Genomic DNA, 16,126 nt, shown 5'->3' with positions numbered 1-16,126 from the left:
ATGGGAATTTTATTCAGTATTTTATATCTGGCGGTCTTTCTGGCCGCCGGCTTTGTGCTGGCACGTCGGGTGTTGCCTGCTTCCGGGCCGGAAGCTCAACTGGTTTACACCGCCGCCTTCGGACTGGTACTGCTGATTGCACTGCCGGCACTGTTTGCACTGGCATTGGGTTTCACCCTACCGGCCGCCCTGTTGGCGTTGGCCACTGCGGCAGGAATCTCACTTGCCGGATTTCTTTCCCGCCGTTCTGCTTCCGGCCGGGTATTTCGCAAGCAGAGCGCACAGACGTCCAACGTCAGCCATTCCCCCAGCCTGATCCCAGCCTTCTGGGGCTGTGTGCTGCCGCTGCTTCTGTTTTCGATCTGGCTGCTGCACACGCACACCCTCTATTATAAGGAGGGCGCTTACTGGTGCGGACAGAGCACCTACGGCGACCTGCCCATGCACCTTTCCTTTATAAAAAGCATCGCAGAGCAGGGACTGTTTCCGCCGGAATTCCCCATGCTGGCCGGCCAGACGCTTTATGGCTATCCCTTTTTGTGTGAAAGCGTTTCCAGCGTATTTCTTCTGCTGGGCGCTCCGCTGAAATTCGCCTGCATTCTGCCCCAGGTGGTGGCACTGGCGGCGGTGTTTGGCGGCGGCTGGCTTCTGGCCAGGCATCTGCTGCACAGCAATACCAAAGCCAGCCTTGCCTTCGTGCTGTTCTTTCTGGGCAGCGGCTTTGGGTTTGCTTACTTTCTGGAAGGCGGATTTGAAAACTTTGCTCGCATTTTCACCGCCTACTATGAGACTCCCACCAATTATGTGGAGGAAAACATCCGCTGGGTAAACCCCATCGCAGATCTTCTGATTCCGCAGCGCGCCACCCTGTTCGGCTGGGCTCTGCTCTTCCCCTGCCTTGCGCTTCTGGTTCGCTTTGCGCTGGAGGAAGAATACCGGCTCTGGCCTGCGCTTGTTTTACTGGCAGCATCTCTTCCACTGGTACAAACGCACTCTGCTCTTGCTCTGGTGCTTATCTGCGGTGTGCTTTTCACCCGCTCTCTGGTCATGTACCGGACAAACTGGAAGGCGCTTCGCCCCTGGCTGTTGTTCGCTGCGGTAACAGCAGTAATCTGGCTGCCGCTGATGCTCACGCAGATACTGCCCCATACTCAGGAGGGATCGGGCTTTTTGCGCTTGCATTTCAACTGGTCCAACGAGGGAGATAACTACTTCTGGTTCTATATCAAAAACATCGGCCTGGTCTATATTTTGCTGCTTCCCGCCTTCTTGTGGGCGGGCAAAAAGCTGCGCTGGGTCTATGGCGGCGGCCTGTTGATTCTGCTGCTCAGTGAATTTGTGGAGTTTCAGCCCAACGACTACGACAACAACAAGCTGCTGTTCATCTGGCACCTGCTGGGCTGCATACTGGTGGCAAATCTGATCGTGGATCTGCTGAAAAAAGTGGAGAAGCGAAGCGTGCAGACGGTGCTCTGCGCCATGCTGGTGTTCACCGGCACCTTCGGCAGCATCCTCACGCTGGGGCGCGAAGCTGTGAGCCAATACCAGCATTTTGACGCAGACGCCATCGCCGTGGCAGACTATGTGGAAGAAAACACCGATCCCATGGGTCGCTTTCTGTGCGGTACACAGCTGTTGAATCCGGTTCTCAGTCTTTCCGGGCGGCCCATCCTCTGTGCTTCCGGCACCTGGCTGTATTACCATGGCATGGATTATTCCGCGCAGGAAGCTGCGGTACGCCAGCTGCTGGAATCCCCCAGCGATGAGAGCCTGAACCAGTGGGGCATTGATTACGTGATGATCAGCCCCTCCGAGCGGGCAGATTATGCGGTGAACGAAAACTGGTTTGCCACCCACTGTACCCTGCTTTACGATCAGGGTGGATACAGCATTTATCAGGTTAATAACTGACGGTTATTGGGAGTTTGCAAACGGCATTACGCTGCCCTGCACCAGTCCCACATGATAAACAAACAGAACAAAGGCAACAAATGCCAGTGCGCATACAGGTATCGCCCATTTCCGGCTGTTCAGCACAGCGGCTGTCCTGTCATAATAGCGCCCGATCAACCATACATTGGATGCGAAGAACAACACGAAGATCCATTCGGTGCGAAAGATCATTGCCATGCTGCTCAGTGCATAGCTGATAATCCAGTAATTCACGGTTTCCACGCCGATTTCCACCGCCTTTGCCAGTTGCCTTTTCATAAAACCGCCCGCCTTTTTCTGTTTTGACACTACCTCTGTTTTTCTCATTGTAGCGTTCTTTCCAGAAAAAAGCAAGCCGCCCAGATGCTATGGCTCCGGGCGGCTTGCTTTTTTCGTCTATGGTTTTGTCATCAGTAGTACATGTACACCTGGCAGGGAATCATGCCGTTGTACAGCTTACGGCGGCGGCTGGCTTTTTTGCCGAAGTGCTTTTCCAGATCTGCATCCGCAGTGATGATGTAGGCGCCGGTCACCGGATGCTCCTCCAGTGCCTTGCCCAGCACACCCCCCAGTCGGGCAGCGGTGGCCAGATCACCCAGCCGCTCGCCATAGGGAGGGTTGGTCAGCACGATCATCTCCGGCCGGGGAGCAAAGTCCTTCACGTCCGCCAGCTCAAAATGACACCGGTCGCCCACGCCCGCCAGCTTGGCGTTCTGGGTGGCAAGGGCCACTGCCGCAGGGTCGATATCGTAGCCAAAGCCCTCAAAGGCCGCGTCCCGCCGAATCTCAGACAGGGCCTTTTCCCGCTGCCGGGCCCAGATCTCGGGCGGGCAGAAGGTGTAGTGCTCGGCGGCAAAACGGCGGCGCAGACCCGGGGCGATGTTCATCGCCTTCTGGGCAGCCTCGATCACCATGGTGCCGCTGCCGCAGAAGGGGTCGGCCACAATGGAATCGCGCCGTACCCGGCCCAGGTCCGCGATGGCAGCCGCCAGTGTCTCCTTGATGGGGGCTCCGGTGGCGTTGCGCCGGTAGCCGCGCTTGTGCAGGCCGTCACCGGAGGTATCCAGCATCACTTCCACCACGTTTTTGCGGATGGAAAAGCGGATCTTGTACAATGCGCCGGTCTCAGGCAGCATCAGAGTCTTGTGACCCTTCTTCAACCGCTCCACCACCGCTTTTTTCACAATGCTCTGGCAGGCGGGCACACTGGACAGGGTGCTGGACAGGCTGGAGCCCTTCACCGGGAACTGGGCGTCCGCCGGGATCAGTTCCTCCCAGGGAATGCTGGCCACACCGTCGAACAACTCGTCGAAGGTGGTGGCGGTGTAGGTTTTCAGCAGCACCAGCACCCGCTCGGCGCAGCGCAGATTCAGGTTCGCAGCGGCAATGATGTCCGCCGGCCCGGAAAAGGCAATGCGGCCGTCGGTCACCTTCACGTCCTCGGCGCCCAGACGGCGCACTTCAAAGGCGGCGGTGCTCTCGGTGCCGAAGTAACAGGGGGCAATCAGATCAAATTTCATAATAAGGCAAACTCCTTTTGGATGCGGCCTGTTGCAGTGAATTCACAGGCCGGTGTGAATGGTCGCAGGGTCTATCATATCATGGGGAGACAGGCGGCGCAAGGCTTTTTTCTTCCATTAACGTTTCCGGTAAAGCTGAAGAAGGCAGAGTACGATGGGGCCGAACACCAGCAGCATGGTCAACGGCATAAACCAGCTTCCCAACGGCTGCGACCGGGCCGAGCAGACCGTCATCCATGCAAAAATCGCCGCAATCACAAGCCGTATGGTCACCAGCAGATTTTTCAAAATGCGGTACACCCGCACCCGGTTTTCCTCGGTCACCTGCACGCCGGTGTTCCAGATCATGGGAACCTGTTCAATTCCCCACATCATCAGCCACATCACCCCGCCGATTACCAGCAGAACCACACAGCTGCTTTTATTGCCCCAGGCATCCGGCTGGCCGCCAAACCCGTAATGGGTGGGAATTTTTTGTGGGATTGCCATCCAGTTGGCCCAGAGATAAAATGCAGCCGCTGCCAGAAATCCTCCGCTCAGCCAACCAGCCAGGCGGTCATAACGACTTTTGGGAATGCTCCATTTGTTCTTGTTCATCTCACAGCTCCTCGCCGGGGTAACACACGCCCCATTCCTGCCGCAGAGCGGTCATGGTGCGCATCACATCCTGCGTCCAGTCCAGATGCAAGGCCGACACGTCGCCGGTACGCACCGCCTGTTCCATGGCGGCCACCTCATATTCCAGCGCCCGGGCCGTTTCACCCGCCCGGACCTCGGTCACCGCGCCGGTGGCTGCATCCACCACTCGGGCTATCTGAGCGCGGGGGTAATCATCGATCTCGATGTATGCGTTTTCACAGCCGATCACCGCCCGCTTGGGCAGCTTGGAGCGCAGGCTCATGGTGATGGTGGCCATCTGGCTTTCCGGATTTTGCAGCAGGATGACCGCCTGTTCGTCCACCCCGGTAGGGGCCAGCTTTACCCGGCTGAGCACCTGATCCGGCGCGCTGGACAAAAAGCTGCGGGCGCAGCTGAGGGCATAGACCCCAATATCCAGCAAGGCGCCGCCCGCCAGTTCCGGATTAAAAAAACGGTTGGTCATGTCATAGGGCTTGAAGCTGCCAAAGTTCAGTTGCAGAAGCTGAACCCTACCCCATTCTCCCAATGTCAGCCGCTGCCGCAGTTCCTTGTACAGGGGCATGTGCCAGATGGTCATAGCTTCTGCCAGAATCCGTTTCTTTTCCCGGGCCAGTGCGACACACCGCTCCAACTCCCGACTGTTCAGGGTGATAGCTTTTTCGCACAGCACATGCTTGCCTGCGGCCAACGCCTGCTCGATCAAAGCTGCATGGGTATTGTGAGGAGTGGCGAGGTAGACAATATCTATCTCCGGATCTGCAAAGGCCTGCTGCGGACTTTCATACAGCCTGTCCGCACCGCACCTCTGCGCAAAGGCCTGTGCTTTCTCCCGGCTACGGCCCGCCACGCCGAAGGGCCGGCGGCCCATGAATGCAAATGCCCGGGCCATCTCCTCAGCAATTCCGCCCGCGCCTATGATTACCCAGTTAAACGTTTTTTCCATCCTGCCTCTCCCCTTTGAACGTTTTGGGTTATTATACCACGCCGCATTGTTTTGGCCAAGCTACCCGATTGACTAATCTTCTCATAATGTAAATCTGTTGGAACTCAGCCTGTCTTTCCCAGAAATTTTACCATAAAAAAGGCCACCGTCTGGTGACCTTTTCAGCGTGATATTCGTTTTGTCACAGAGCACCCATTATCAGGCACTCTTAATCATTCATCTTCCATCCACGGCTTCCCATAGATCCGTTTCCGACTTCGAAACAATCTACTATTGTCAGCACAATGGAAAAGCATCGCTTCAGCAACAAGAGACCATTCACTCTTCGTTTAAATCGTTCTCCGTTTCTCGCGTAATATATACCGGGCGATGCTTGGTTTCCAGGTAGGTCTTTGCCAGATACTGGCCAAGAACACCCATGCAGAACAGCTGCACGCCGCTGCACAAAAAGATGATACACACCATGCTGGGCCACCCGCTGGTGGGGTCGCCGAACAGAAGGGTGCGCACGATGATTACAATGATCATCACAAAGGCCAACAGGCAGAAAAACATGCCCATCAGGCTGGCAATGGCCAGCGGAGCGGTGGAAAAGCCGATGATGCCCTCCAGCGAATAGAGGAACAGCTTCCAGAAGTTCCACTTGGTTTCGCCGGCCACCCGCTCCACGTTCACATACTCCAGCCATTTGGTCTTGAAGCCCACCCAGCCGAAGATGCCCTTGGAGAACCGGTTGTATTCCGGCATGGAGAGGATGGCATCCACCATTCTGCGGCGCATCAGCCGGTAGTCCCGCGCGCCGTCCACAATGTCCGCGTCGCTCATCTTGTTGATGAGCTTGTAGAACATCCGGGCGAAAAAACTGCGGATGGGTGGCTCGCCCTTGCGGTTGGTGCGCCGGGTGGCGGCGCAGTCATAATCCTCAAGCAAAAGAGCGTCCAGCATCTGGGGCAGCAGGGCCGGAGGGTCCTGAAGATCCGCGTCCATCATGGCCACATAATCGCCCTTTGCGGCCTGCAGGCCGGCCAGAATGCCCGCCTCCTTGCCGAAGTTGCGGGAGAAGCTGATGTAGCGCACCCGTTCATCCTGCCGGTGAAGCTCCCGGGCGATGGCAAGGGTGTTGTCTCTGGAGCCGTCGTCCACAAAGATAAACTCAAAATCAGCGCCGTGGCTCTGCTTCATCTCCGCCGCGACCCGGGTGATTTCCTTGTAAAACAGCGGCAGGGATTCCTGCTCGTTGTAGCAGGGAACAATAATGGAAAGCAGCATATTATCCTCTTTCTGAGAGTATCAAGCTAATGCTAAAAATAAACCGCGCGTTACTCATCGGCTATTTTCACAATAACTTTTTCTCCATCGTAAATGCAGTATCCTGGATTAGGATATTGTGGCATATCTTTTACCAAGCTGTCATCCAGTTCTTCCTCTATCAAATTTATGCTATGCCCCAAAATATTTCTAGCCATGTGAGAAAATGTTCCATGATAGGTGACTGCACTGCCTGCAAAGCCAGTCCACTCATCATAAGCTTTCAACCCCGGACGGTTTCCATTCAAGTAAGAGCTATTAAAATCACCAACAAAAACAACCGGAGTAATTCCCTCCTCATAGTCCGGAATTTTTTCAATATCCCGTAAAATATTAGCGCACTCAATTATTGTACTTTCATATACAACTTCTTTTTGAGTATAAGCGCCGTTGATGACAATCCCATTTATGAACAAATTGGCTAAAATCAGCGCAACTACTACAATTCCAGGAACATAATTATTCCGCTTGGCGCAAAAATGTTTAGCAACCAAAATCACCGCAACAAACACCAATTGATATGGATAATACATGAGCATGTGATTAGATGTACCCAAACTGAGTATAACAGCAATGCTGGTTATACACGGAAAAGTTGCAACTCCTATTACAAACAGAGCCATTCCTGCCTTGCTTTTTCTCAATAACACTATACCCATTGTGATAGCACAAATGATAAGAATCACATCAATTATGCCAAGCAGGTTTCCCGTATAATTGTAGGGGCATGCCAATGCTCTGAATAAAGTTCTATATGTTTCCGGGATAAAAAGCAACAACTCTTTAGGTGTTCTGGAGAAGATCTGTTCAATTCCATTCTGAGAACTGGCTGGTTCCACATGGAAAAGAAGCTGTGTTCCCTTGACTGTGAGCAGATATAACGGAGCGGATATGATAACACTTAAAATTGCTTTTTTAACATAACCAAATATCCGACCCCATTCTTCCTTTTCCAACAAGCTGGAAATAACGGATAATGTGATCAAACCAGCCGATACGCTAATATAACTCTGGTAAATTCCCAATACGCCAACAAAACAAATCGCAGCCCACAAAACTCCAAAACGGAAGTTGAATTTGAGGAAATACACCCCCAAGCAGCTTAAAAGCAGCGCAAACATATAGAAATCTGCCGTATGCAGATATGCTGCAAAGTTATCTGCCAATGAAACATTAACCGTGAATACCCCACTAACCAGTGCAATTTCGGGTGTTGATTTCATTTTGAGGATACTACATACACAATAAACAGACAGCGCTATGTAGAAAAGAGACAAGCACCCGATCACCCAAGGGATGGTTATTTTGGAACGAATCGCCAAATATGCCGGAATCACAAATCGTCCCAAGGAAAGATTCCAAAGCCCTTCCTCATTCACAAGCATGGTTGAATCTACGGTCGGAGAAAAATTGAAAAAGCAGTACGAATTTGCTATCAGACCAATCCCAAAAGTGAATGCCAGCGCCTTTTTTAACATTTTCAGCGCATCTTCATTTTTTCTTTCAATTGCATATATATCTTCTTTCTTCAAGCAAAAATTCATCAAAACACAAACCAGCTCCTACTTATTTCTTCTTTTCCAATTTTTTGTAGAGTTGAACCTGTTTCACTGCTGCATTCTAATGTTTATCGCCTCTTCAAAGAATTCTTTGAAGGCGCCTGCTTTTATCTTCCAATCCCACTTTTTGATTGCTTCCAGATTTTCTTTCGAAAGCTCCACAAAAACATTGGGATTTTCCACCATATCACGAATCGCAGCTTTCATGCATTCCACAGAGCGCTCTTTCAAAATATACTTTTTCTGTTTTTCCCCTAAAGCTTCCGGCACAATGCCAACATCCGTGCTGATTACCGGAATTCCACACGCCATGGACTCCAGAACCGGGTTAGGCGTTCCTTCGCCAGTGGAAGCACAAATGTAACAGTCAATTCCTGCATAATAATCTGGCATCTCATGGTGCGGAATCATTCGCTTGTTTCGGTCGGATGTAATCAGTTCAATATTATATCCTTCCTCTTGTAACTGCCGAATGGCCGGCTGGATGATTGTACCAATTCCCTTCAAATCACCACACTGCCAGTTACTGTTTCCAACCCAACCAAAACGAATGGTTCGTTCCGCAATGTTTTCAAAGCGTTCCAGATTTTGAGGCTTGAACATTCCAAGATCTACGCCATCCTGCAATACTGCGGTCGGGCGGGCCTTCAGATGCAACTGCTCTGCATAAATCTTTTCCAGTTTTTTGCTGGATACCGCATACGATGTTACCAGCGAATGTTCGTTATTAAACAATTTTTCGGTCACATCATAGTCAGATTCCAGCAACAAGTGATCATATACCTCTGTTGTAATAGCCTTGCTTTTTATGTATCGATCAAAAAACTCTTTTTCCGTCATTCCAAGGTTTCGCATTCTATTCACGGCATATTCGCTGTCCACTACCGTTATGATGCCTCTCCAAAAGAAATGAATCAAATCACAATCCTCGGCAAGGAAAAAGATATCGCTCACATTATCAATATCGATCATATGGAAGCGCACAAAGTCAAAATAATCTTTCAGATTTTTTTCGACCTGATCCGCAATATGACCCAGCGCCCAGTCCGGGCGATCAACCACAAGTGCTATTTTTTTCTTTTTAGGTGCAGCCACAGGCGCAACCAGCGGGGGATTTTTTGGCTTCTTGATATATTTGCTTACTTCTTCCGAAGGAATTATGAAGCCATATTTGCCTTCAAAATATTCCACGGATTTTTCGATCTGCTCCTTCTGCACGGCCGCAAATTCAACCGGCTCAATGGAACGCAATGCGGTAGCTCCGCAGCATCCAACTTTGTACCCCTTCTGAAAAAGGCGAAGCGAAAACTCCAGGTTTTCAAATCCTGCAAAGATATTGCCGTCAAATCCATTAAGCGCCAAAAATGTCTCCCGGTTAATTACTGCAGCTTCCGTGAGTAAACCCGTACACAAAAAACCATAAGGAAGCTCATCCGATTCATCCCGATCTGTAATACCAGTCAAGCTGATTGTCGGGCGATTCTCCTGACCGCCCACCTTCAGGTGTGCGCCATACACCTTACTTTTCTCTTCTTTTTTGCTGAAAAACGGAAGTCCCAAAAACTTACAGCCAAGAAAGTTCAAGCTCTTTTGAATTTGAGGCAGCGGGTTATCAATGAATCGCATGCCGTCATCCAGAGTCATCAACCAATCGGTATCAACCATCGCATAAAGCTTATTTTTCTGTACCGCAGTATCTGTGCTTTCTTTAAAATCGACCAATACACATTCAAAAGGAAAATCCTTCAAACGCAAATGCAAATACGCACTTGCCTCCGCCGACATGCCGGCAGCCCCAAGCAATACTTTCCCCTGGAATTCGGGAATTTTTTTCTGAAGAGATTCCAGCAAACCAATTACATATTCGATTTTATTCCGAATGCAAATCGTTACGGTAATATTTTCTCCATTTTTTCCCACATTGATCAAATCGGCCTTGTGGATACAACTATTCTCAACGCCAATCGCTTCATGTCTTGGGGTGGTATAGTATGCTTTATCCATCGTTTTGTGCTCATGTGGAGTCCGTTCACAACCCATAGTCCGACCTCCTTTCGCTTATTTTCTCACCAAACGTTTCAGCTTATCCTTAAACCGCCAATACTTCATAATCAATTTATAAGCTTTTGATCCCTGGAGGAAGTGCAGGTAATTGGAATCCGCTTCCAACTGTCCTACCTGCTGCTGATAATGATCGATCCTTTTCCAAAGGAAGACTTTTTCCTTCTCTGCCAAATTCCACAGGTGTCTGGCTCGTTCAATTTCAATGTGATTGGAATAAGCCTCGCGTTCCGCTTGCGCCAACTGCTTTTCCAAGGCAGATATACGCTTACTCATCTCACTGCAAATGGATGCCTCCTTCGGGTTCTGGAAAAGCTCTTTTGCAAAAATACCGGCAGTCACCTCTTCCGGGTGCTTTTCTGCGCCCCAGATTCCAAGATAATAGCAGCTTTTCTCTGCAACCAGACATTCGTCTGCCGGTACCTGCATCGCATGGGCAAGCTCTTTGTAATGCATCAGCTCCCGCATCGAACCGGAAGCGACACTTTCCTTGCCACCTTCTGCAACCAGAGGAATATTCATAAAACCATCAACTGCCATGCCCATATACCAGTTATTGGCCTCTCCCAGAATATTCTCTGCAAATTTCTTGAATTCTGCAAAAGTATACCGCCTTTTATGATACAAATTCTCAAAACCATCCAAAGAGACTTCGTAATAATGGTCATTGGGGCAGGACATGATAATGGTTCCATCCGCCTTCAGTACACGCTTGATTTCGGTTAAAAAGGCTTCCGGATGTTCCAAGTGTTCAATCGTCTCCAACGAAACTACCACATCAAAACTGTTATCCGCAAACGGCAGCTGCTCCACAGAATGCTTAACAAACTCAATCGTATCCTCTTGAAAATTTTTCCGGGCAAGGGCAATTGCATCCTCTGAGCAGTCCATACCTACAACAGATTTTGCTCCCCATTTTTTCATCAGGTTGCTTCCATATCCCTCACCACAAGCGGCATCCAGCACATTCATACCATTGATGTACGGTTTCGCTGCAAGATACCGATTCAGATGAATGCTGGCCTCCATTGCATTATATTGCATGCTTCCACCAAAATCCAAACGTTCCATCACCATTCTCCTCTTGATGTTATCTCCGTACTTTTTTTACCAGCTTCTTTACTGCTTCCCGGCGCTTTGTGTACTTGGGCAATAATTTGTCTGCGATGGGCTGCAAAACCCGTTTCACCTTGTTTTTCACTCTTACTTTGCGGGGAAGCGGTCTTCCTTCCTGAACGCTCTGCCGCATCAGGCGCTGCATCATCACTTCATAGTATTCACTCATGCGTGCGTAACGCCAGAACTCCTCCGCATAGTCTGCATCGGGCTGCTGCCAGGGTTTGTCCGGGCCTGCATAGTGAATAATCTTGGGCGCACTGTGAGCGTTCATATATTCATCCCGCAGATATTTGGGAGCGCGGCTTACAATTTCCGGAATACGGATGCCGCGCCAGTTGGTCATCACATTCCAGGCCATATCCACGCTGCGGTATCGATTCTGGGCCAGATAGTTCAGAACATCCTGATCCAGCAGCTCCCATTCATTTGACGCAGCAAATTCCAGCATCTGCTTGCTGGTGTAACTTTTCCGGAACTCCGCCAGGTTAAACAGGATCACACCCGCCTGGAAGTACTCGTAGGGATGCTCAATCTTCAGGATATTGTCCATATAGTACTTCTTGTGGGGCTCAAAACCGTTATACAGACCTGCTGTATCCGCATCGTGGCAGGCAGCCAGCAGGCAATTTTCCACATCGGCAGCGTACAGCTGGGCCAGATCCGCCTTTACGATTACATCACAGTCCAAATAAAGAACCTTATCATAGTCCGGCATTAGTTCCGGCATCAACAGCCGGAAATATGTCTCCAGTGCGAAATGCCCGCGCAGGAACAGATGTTCAAACTGCTTTCCAAAACGGGATACATTGAAGAACCGAACCGAAACATTGCTGTTCTTTGCAAAGACATTTTTCAGATTTTTCTGCGTCTGCGCCGAAATATCCCGGTGCATTACCAGAATGTCGTAATTGTTCTCTTTGGTAAAATATTCCCGCATGGAATACAGCAAAGAGGACACATAGGGCGCATAATAGTCGTTGGCAGACAGCGCAATTGCAACATTATTCTCCTGGAAAGCAGGCTTCGGTTTTACCAGCGGGTCCGTATCCTGGAAGGCCACTGTGGGCAGTTCCTTGATCCGGTAATTTTTCTTATCCTTCAGATACAGGCAATAAATGTTAATCAGACGCTCAGCCAAATGGCCCGGTGTACGAAGCGCTTCACAGGAATAATCCGCCATATTGGCCCGCTGCATATGACACTCCAAGATATCAAACAGCCATGCACAGTATTCATGGAAGATCTCCTTCTTCATGATGTACATGTTATTCAGATAGGTTGTATGTCCATTTAAATAACGCTCCGCATAGGGCACAAACTCCGGATATTTTTCCCGCAGGATATCCATCATGATATCCAAATCCTGCCGATGAAGATAGCCGGACGCCATGTACTGGTCAATCATATTTTTGCCCATATTCGGCATCCGGGCAATGTCCTTTTCTTCCGGCAAAATCAAATCCGCCTGTTCCACGATGGAACGGATGTTTTCTTCGCTCAACCCATATTTCTCAACGGTATTCTCGTCAAAAAAAGATTCCGTCAGATTGCCCCAGCTGTCGTACTTTCCTTCGGGGCGGTTGAACGCAAAATACCGGCGATAATGGAAAAATCCATAGTAATCACAATCCAGGTTTTTCCACGCCCAATACTGTGCGGTCATCTCACAATACATGGGATTCCGCTCAGAAAGATTTTCGCCCTCGTCATCATGCAGCATCCCTTCCAAACGAACTTTGGCATTCTTGCTGCCCACCTGAATGGGCTGCATGATATCGTTTTTCACATAATCTGTGGGTTTATGGCACGAAATCAGTATTTTAATATTCTTTTCCATCTTTATTCCTCATCAGAGCAAATCGTTTAGCCGTTCTGCTCCATTTTTTTCTCGTATTGCTCATACACTTCCGTGGCATCGCCATCTGCCATAACCACACCATGCTCAAGCCAAATAGCGCGGCTGCACAGTTCCTTTACCTGGCTGCCACTGTGGCTGACGAAAAGCAGGGTTGTGCCGCCTGCAAGAAGTTCCTGCATCTTTTGCTTGCACTTTTCCTGGAATTTAAAGTCGCCTACGGCAAGCACCTCGTCCACAACCAGAATATCTGCGCGCACCACTGTGGCAATGGCAAAGCCCAGACGGGAAACCATGCCGGAGGAATAGTTTTTAATGGGAACATCCACAAAGTCCTGCAATTCGGCAAACTCGATGATCTCGTCAAAATGCTGGTTCATGAACTGCCGATCCATTCCCATAACGGCGCCATTCAGATAAATATTTTCCCGCGCGGTCAGGTCCATGTCAAAACCGGCTCCCAGCTCAATCAGGGGGGCAATGCTGCCATTGATCTTGATTTGGCCCTCAGAAGGATACATAACTCCGGCAATGATTTTCAGCATCGTGCTCTTACCGCTGCCGTTTTTGCCAATCAGTGCAACCGATTCCCCTCGGTTTACCGTAAAGGACACATTCTTCAACGCCAGAAACTCATTAAAATGGAGCTGCCCTTTGACCAGTTTGACAAAATATTCCTTTACGGTATCCGTCTTTTCCTCAGCCAGATTAAACCGCATTGTTACATTATTAACTTCTACAACAGGTGTCGACATATCCAAAGCTCCTTACAAATACAGGATAAAGTTACGCTGAAGTTTTCTGAAAACAGCCAGTCCAATCGCCAGGGCCAGCACGCTCACTCCCACGCAGATTCCCCACGAAGCGGCAGAAGGAATGGTACCATACAGAACCAGCTGGCGGAAACAATCCAGATAGTAATACATGGGGTTCAGCTTCAGGACCGTCACAACCTCCGGAGGCATACCGGACACGGGGTAGAAAACCGGGGTTGCATACATCCACGCAAGGGTAATTACGTTATACAGATGGGTGATGTCCCGGAAATACACCGAAAGAGCAGAAAGGATCAGGCCCACACCCATGGAAAAAAGCAGAAGAAGGATAAGCGGCAACGGGAACAGCAGTGCCTGCCAATGCAGCGGGGCACGGGTAACGAGCATAACAATCAGGATGGCGCCCAGACTGAAGCTCATGGTGACAAAGCTGGAAAACACCCGGGACATGGGGAAAATAAATTTCGGAATGTAGACCTTTTTGATCAGCGCGCCATTTCCCAGAACCGAATACATGGCCATGTTGGTGCTTTCATTGAAGAAGCTCCAGAGGGTCTGTCCGCAAATCAAATACAAGGGATAATTGTCAATGTCGTACCGGAAAATATAGGAGAACACGAACGACATAACCGTCATCATCAGCAGCGGGTTCAGCAAACTCCACAGATAGCCCAGGAAGCTCCGACGATATTTCACCTTAAGATCCCGTACAACCAGCTCACGAAGCAACGGTTTGTACTTTTGCAAATGCTGCCAGGCAGGTAATTCCTTGATTTTCAACATTGTTTATCAATTCCTCGCTTTTTTTAAAAGGTTGTCAAACAGTATGTATTTTAATCCTACAAAGCAAACCAGCAGAATCAAATCCACAATCAGGCGCAAGATGCTGGCACGCCATACCGATTGTCCATTCCAGAGAAAAGCCACCGGCCAATCCAGCGTATGAATGCAAAGCAGCGCAAGGGTATGACGCCCAATAAAGGTCAGCATTGTGCTAACCGCTGCATTCTGGCACAAAACCTCAGCCAAAGCAAATACGCAAATACTTCCCGCAATCGCTTCCAGGATACTCAACCAAAAGAATGGATAATACCGCGTTCCAATTTCAATATTAATTCCCTGTATCACACAGATGGACCACAGCAGAAATGCCCCTGGAACAATCCAATGGGAATATTTTTTATAAGTGTTCTGATAGATGCTGCGAAGGAACTCACCTACTGCCAGGAACGTGAGAATGATGGGTACGATATCCATCGCTTGCGGCAGCCAGAGATTCTCTTGCGAGAGAACCCAGCTTGTCAGCGCAAAAAACAGATACAAAATGTTCCGGTTGATTCCGGGAAACATAACCTGTGTCAGACCAAAAAGAGTTTTTCCCCAGAACAGCGCAACCAAAAACCACAAAGCTCCCAGCGCAGCATGCCCTTTCACTTCCACAGCCGAACTCCACAGCAATCCGTCCAATGTATACCTGGCGCTCTCTGCCAGTACACCGAATCCACCAAAAGCAACACTGAACGCCACTGAAACTGCACATGCAATCACACAGGGAAGCAATATTCTTTTGATATCTTGCTTTACCTGCTTCCACCATCCGATATAATCCTGCGGTTCTTTGTGCGTAAAGCCTGTTGCGATAAAGAACAACGGCATGTGAAAGGAGAAAATCAGTGTCCGAACACTGCTCTCCAACGGCACAACATGCCCAATGATCATCGCAACAATTGCAATTGCTTTTGCGCCATCAAGCCATAAAATGCGCCGGCCCATTCCTGTCCCATCTTTCATTTTTACCAAACAGCAACTCGCCCTTCATCTTTTCCGTGATCTTTGTAGTGAACATAGTAAGGAGCAAGATTATCTCCCCAAAGCTGCATTAGATCATCATACCGTTCCCGATAGGCAAATACGTTGAATTCCGCGCTACCCTGGCGGCCTTCGCCCATACCGTGCTCCACAAAATGCTGGATCGTCAGATAGTCGTTGTATCCGTACAGGTTACGGATATCCGCATTGTTCTGCACATAATAATCGTAGCTGTATACCGCAGAATAGTCCTGCCCCTGGTAACGGCTCAGGCGGCAATAGGTCTGCGCATCGCGGCCTTCTGCCTTACCGTGGTCCTTGTAGTGGATGTAGTAGGACCGCAGATCATTTCCCAGCCAGTCCATCAGATCCGCATACCGCGCACGGTAATTGTACACGTTGAATTCCGCGCTACCCTGGCGGCCTTCGCCCATACCGTGCTCCACAAAATGCTGGATTGTCAGATAGTCGCTGTATCCATACAGGTTACGGATATCCGCATTGTTCTGCACATAATAGTCGTAGTTGTATACCGCAGAATAGTCCTGCCCCTGGTAACGGCTCAGGCGGCAATAGGTCTGCGCATCGCGGCCTTCTGCCTTACC

13 protein-coding genes and 1 pseudogene are annotated in these 16,126 nt (G+C 49.7%); 1 reads left to right on the top strand and 13 read right to left on the bottom strand.

Features of this window, described 5'->3' with window-relative positions:
* Positions 1–1,911, top strand: coding sequence for a hypothetical protein (locus ACESYO_RS00960; protein ID WP_373209205.1), 1,911 nt, complete (start codon positions 1–3; stop codon positions 1,909–1,911).
* Between the two features lie 3 nt (positions 1,912–1,914).
* Here the strand turns inward: ACESYO_RS00960 and ACESYO_RS00955 are convergent, their stop codons facing one another.
* The 13 genes and pseudogenes from ACESYO_RS00955 to ACESYO_RS00895 form a co-directional block, all read right to left on the bottom strand.
* The gene (locus ACESYO_RS00955) at positions 1,915–2,259 is read right to left on the bottom strand and encodes a hypothetical protein (RefSeq protein ID WP_373211166.1); all 345 of its coding nucleotides are present in this window, start codon (positions 2,257–2,259) and stop codon (positions 1,915–1,917) included.
* Positions 2,260–2,342: 83 nt separating this feature from the next.
* On the bottom strand, positions 2,343–3,452 hold the full coding sequence (locus ACESYO_RS00950) for a THUMP domain-containing class I SAM-dependent RNA methyltransferase (protein WP_373209201.1): 1,110 nt from the start codon (positions 3,450–3,452) through the stop codon (positions 2,343–2,345).
* A gap of 117 nt (positions 3,453–3,569) precedes the next feature.
* Positions 3,570–4,049 carry a DUF1648 domain-containing protein gene (locus tag ACESYO_RS00945; protein ID WP_373209199.1) on the bottom strand — a complete coding sequence of 160 codons (480 nt, stop codon included), beginning with the start codon at positions 4,047–4,049 and terminating at the stop codon, positions 3,570–3,572.
* A 1-nt stretch (position 4,050) separates the two neighbouring features.
* Positions 4,051–5,034 carry a Gfo/Idh/MocA family protein gene (locus tag ACESYO_RS00940; RefSeq protein ID WP_373209197.1) on the bottom strand — a complete coding sequence of 328 codons (984 nt, stop codon included), beginning with the start codon at positions 5,032–5,034 and terminating at the stop codon, positions 4,051–4,053.
* 318 nt (positions 5,035–5,352) lie between these two features.
* Positions 5,353–6,303 (bottom strand): glycosyltransferase family 2 protein, encoded by a 951-nt coding sequence (locus ACESYO_RS00935; protein ID WP_283127880.1) that lies wholly within the window; start codon positions 6,301–6,303, stop codon positions 5,353–5,355.
* 50 nt (positions 6,304–6,353) lie between these two features.
* Positions 6,354–7,886, bottom strand: a complete 1,533-nt coding sequence (locus ACESYO_RS00930; RefSeq protein WP_283127887.1) for a glucosyltransferase domain-containing protein — start codon at positions 7,884–7,886, stop codon at positions 6,354–6,356.
* Between the two features lie 63 nt (positions 7,887–7,949).
* Positions 7,950–9,941, bottom strand: a complete 1,992-nt coding sequence (locus tag ACESYO_RS00925) for a glycosyltransferase (RefSeq protein ID WP_283127881.1) — start codon at positions 9,939–9,941, stop codon at positions 7,950–7,952.
* Between the two features lie 18 nt (positions 9,942–9,959).
* Positions 9,960–11,033, bottom strand: coding sequence for a class I SAM-dependent methyltransferase (locus tag ACESYO_RS00920; protein ID WP_283127882.1), 1,074 nt, complete (start codon positions 11,031–11,033; stop codon positions 9,960–9,962).
* Between the two features lie 19 nt (positions 11,034–11,052).
* Positions 11,053–12,918 (bottom strand): DUF4422 domain-containing protein, encoded by a 1,866-nt coding sequence (locus ACESYO_RS00915; RefSeq protein ID WP_373209192.1) that lies wholly within the window; start codon positions 12,916–12,918, stop codon positions 11,053–11,055.
* 26 nt (positions 12,919–12,944) lie between these two features.
* On the bottom strand, positions 12,945–13,691 hold the full coding sequence (locus ACESYO_RS00910) for an ABC transporter ATP-binding protein (RefSeq protein WP_283127884.1): 747 nt from the start codon (positions 13,689–13,691) through the stop codon (positions 12,945–12,947).
* Between the two features lie 12 nt (positions 13,692–13,703).
* Positions 13,704–14,459 carry an ABC transporter permease gene (locus ACESYO_RS00905; protein ID WP_373211164.1) on the bottom strand — a complete coding sequence of 252 codons (756 nt, stop codon included), beginning with the start codon at positions 14,457–14,459 and terminating at the stop codon, positions 13,704–13,706.
* A 42-nt stretch (positions 14,460–14,501) separates the two neighbouring features.
* On the bottom strand, positions 14,502–15,503 hold the full coding sequence (locus tag ACESYO_RS00900) for an acyltransferase family protein (protein ID WP_283127888.1): 1,002 nt from the start codon (positions 15,501–15,503) through the stop codon (positions 14,502–14,504).
* 2 nt (positions 15,504–15,505) lie between these two features.
* A pseudogene (locus ACESYO_RS00895) lies at positions 15,506–16,126 on the bottom strand (hypothetical protein); the annotation flags it as partial.

The sequence above is a fragment of the Allofournierella massiliensis genome, assembly GCF_964241245.1.
GTDB lineage: Bacteria > Bacillota > Clostridia > Oscillospirales > Ruminococcaceae > Allofournierella > Allofournierella massiliensis.
Note: the sequence above shows the minus strand (reverse complement) of the source record. Positions and strands in the feature narration are given on the sequence as shown.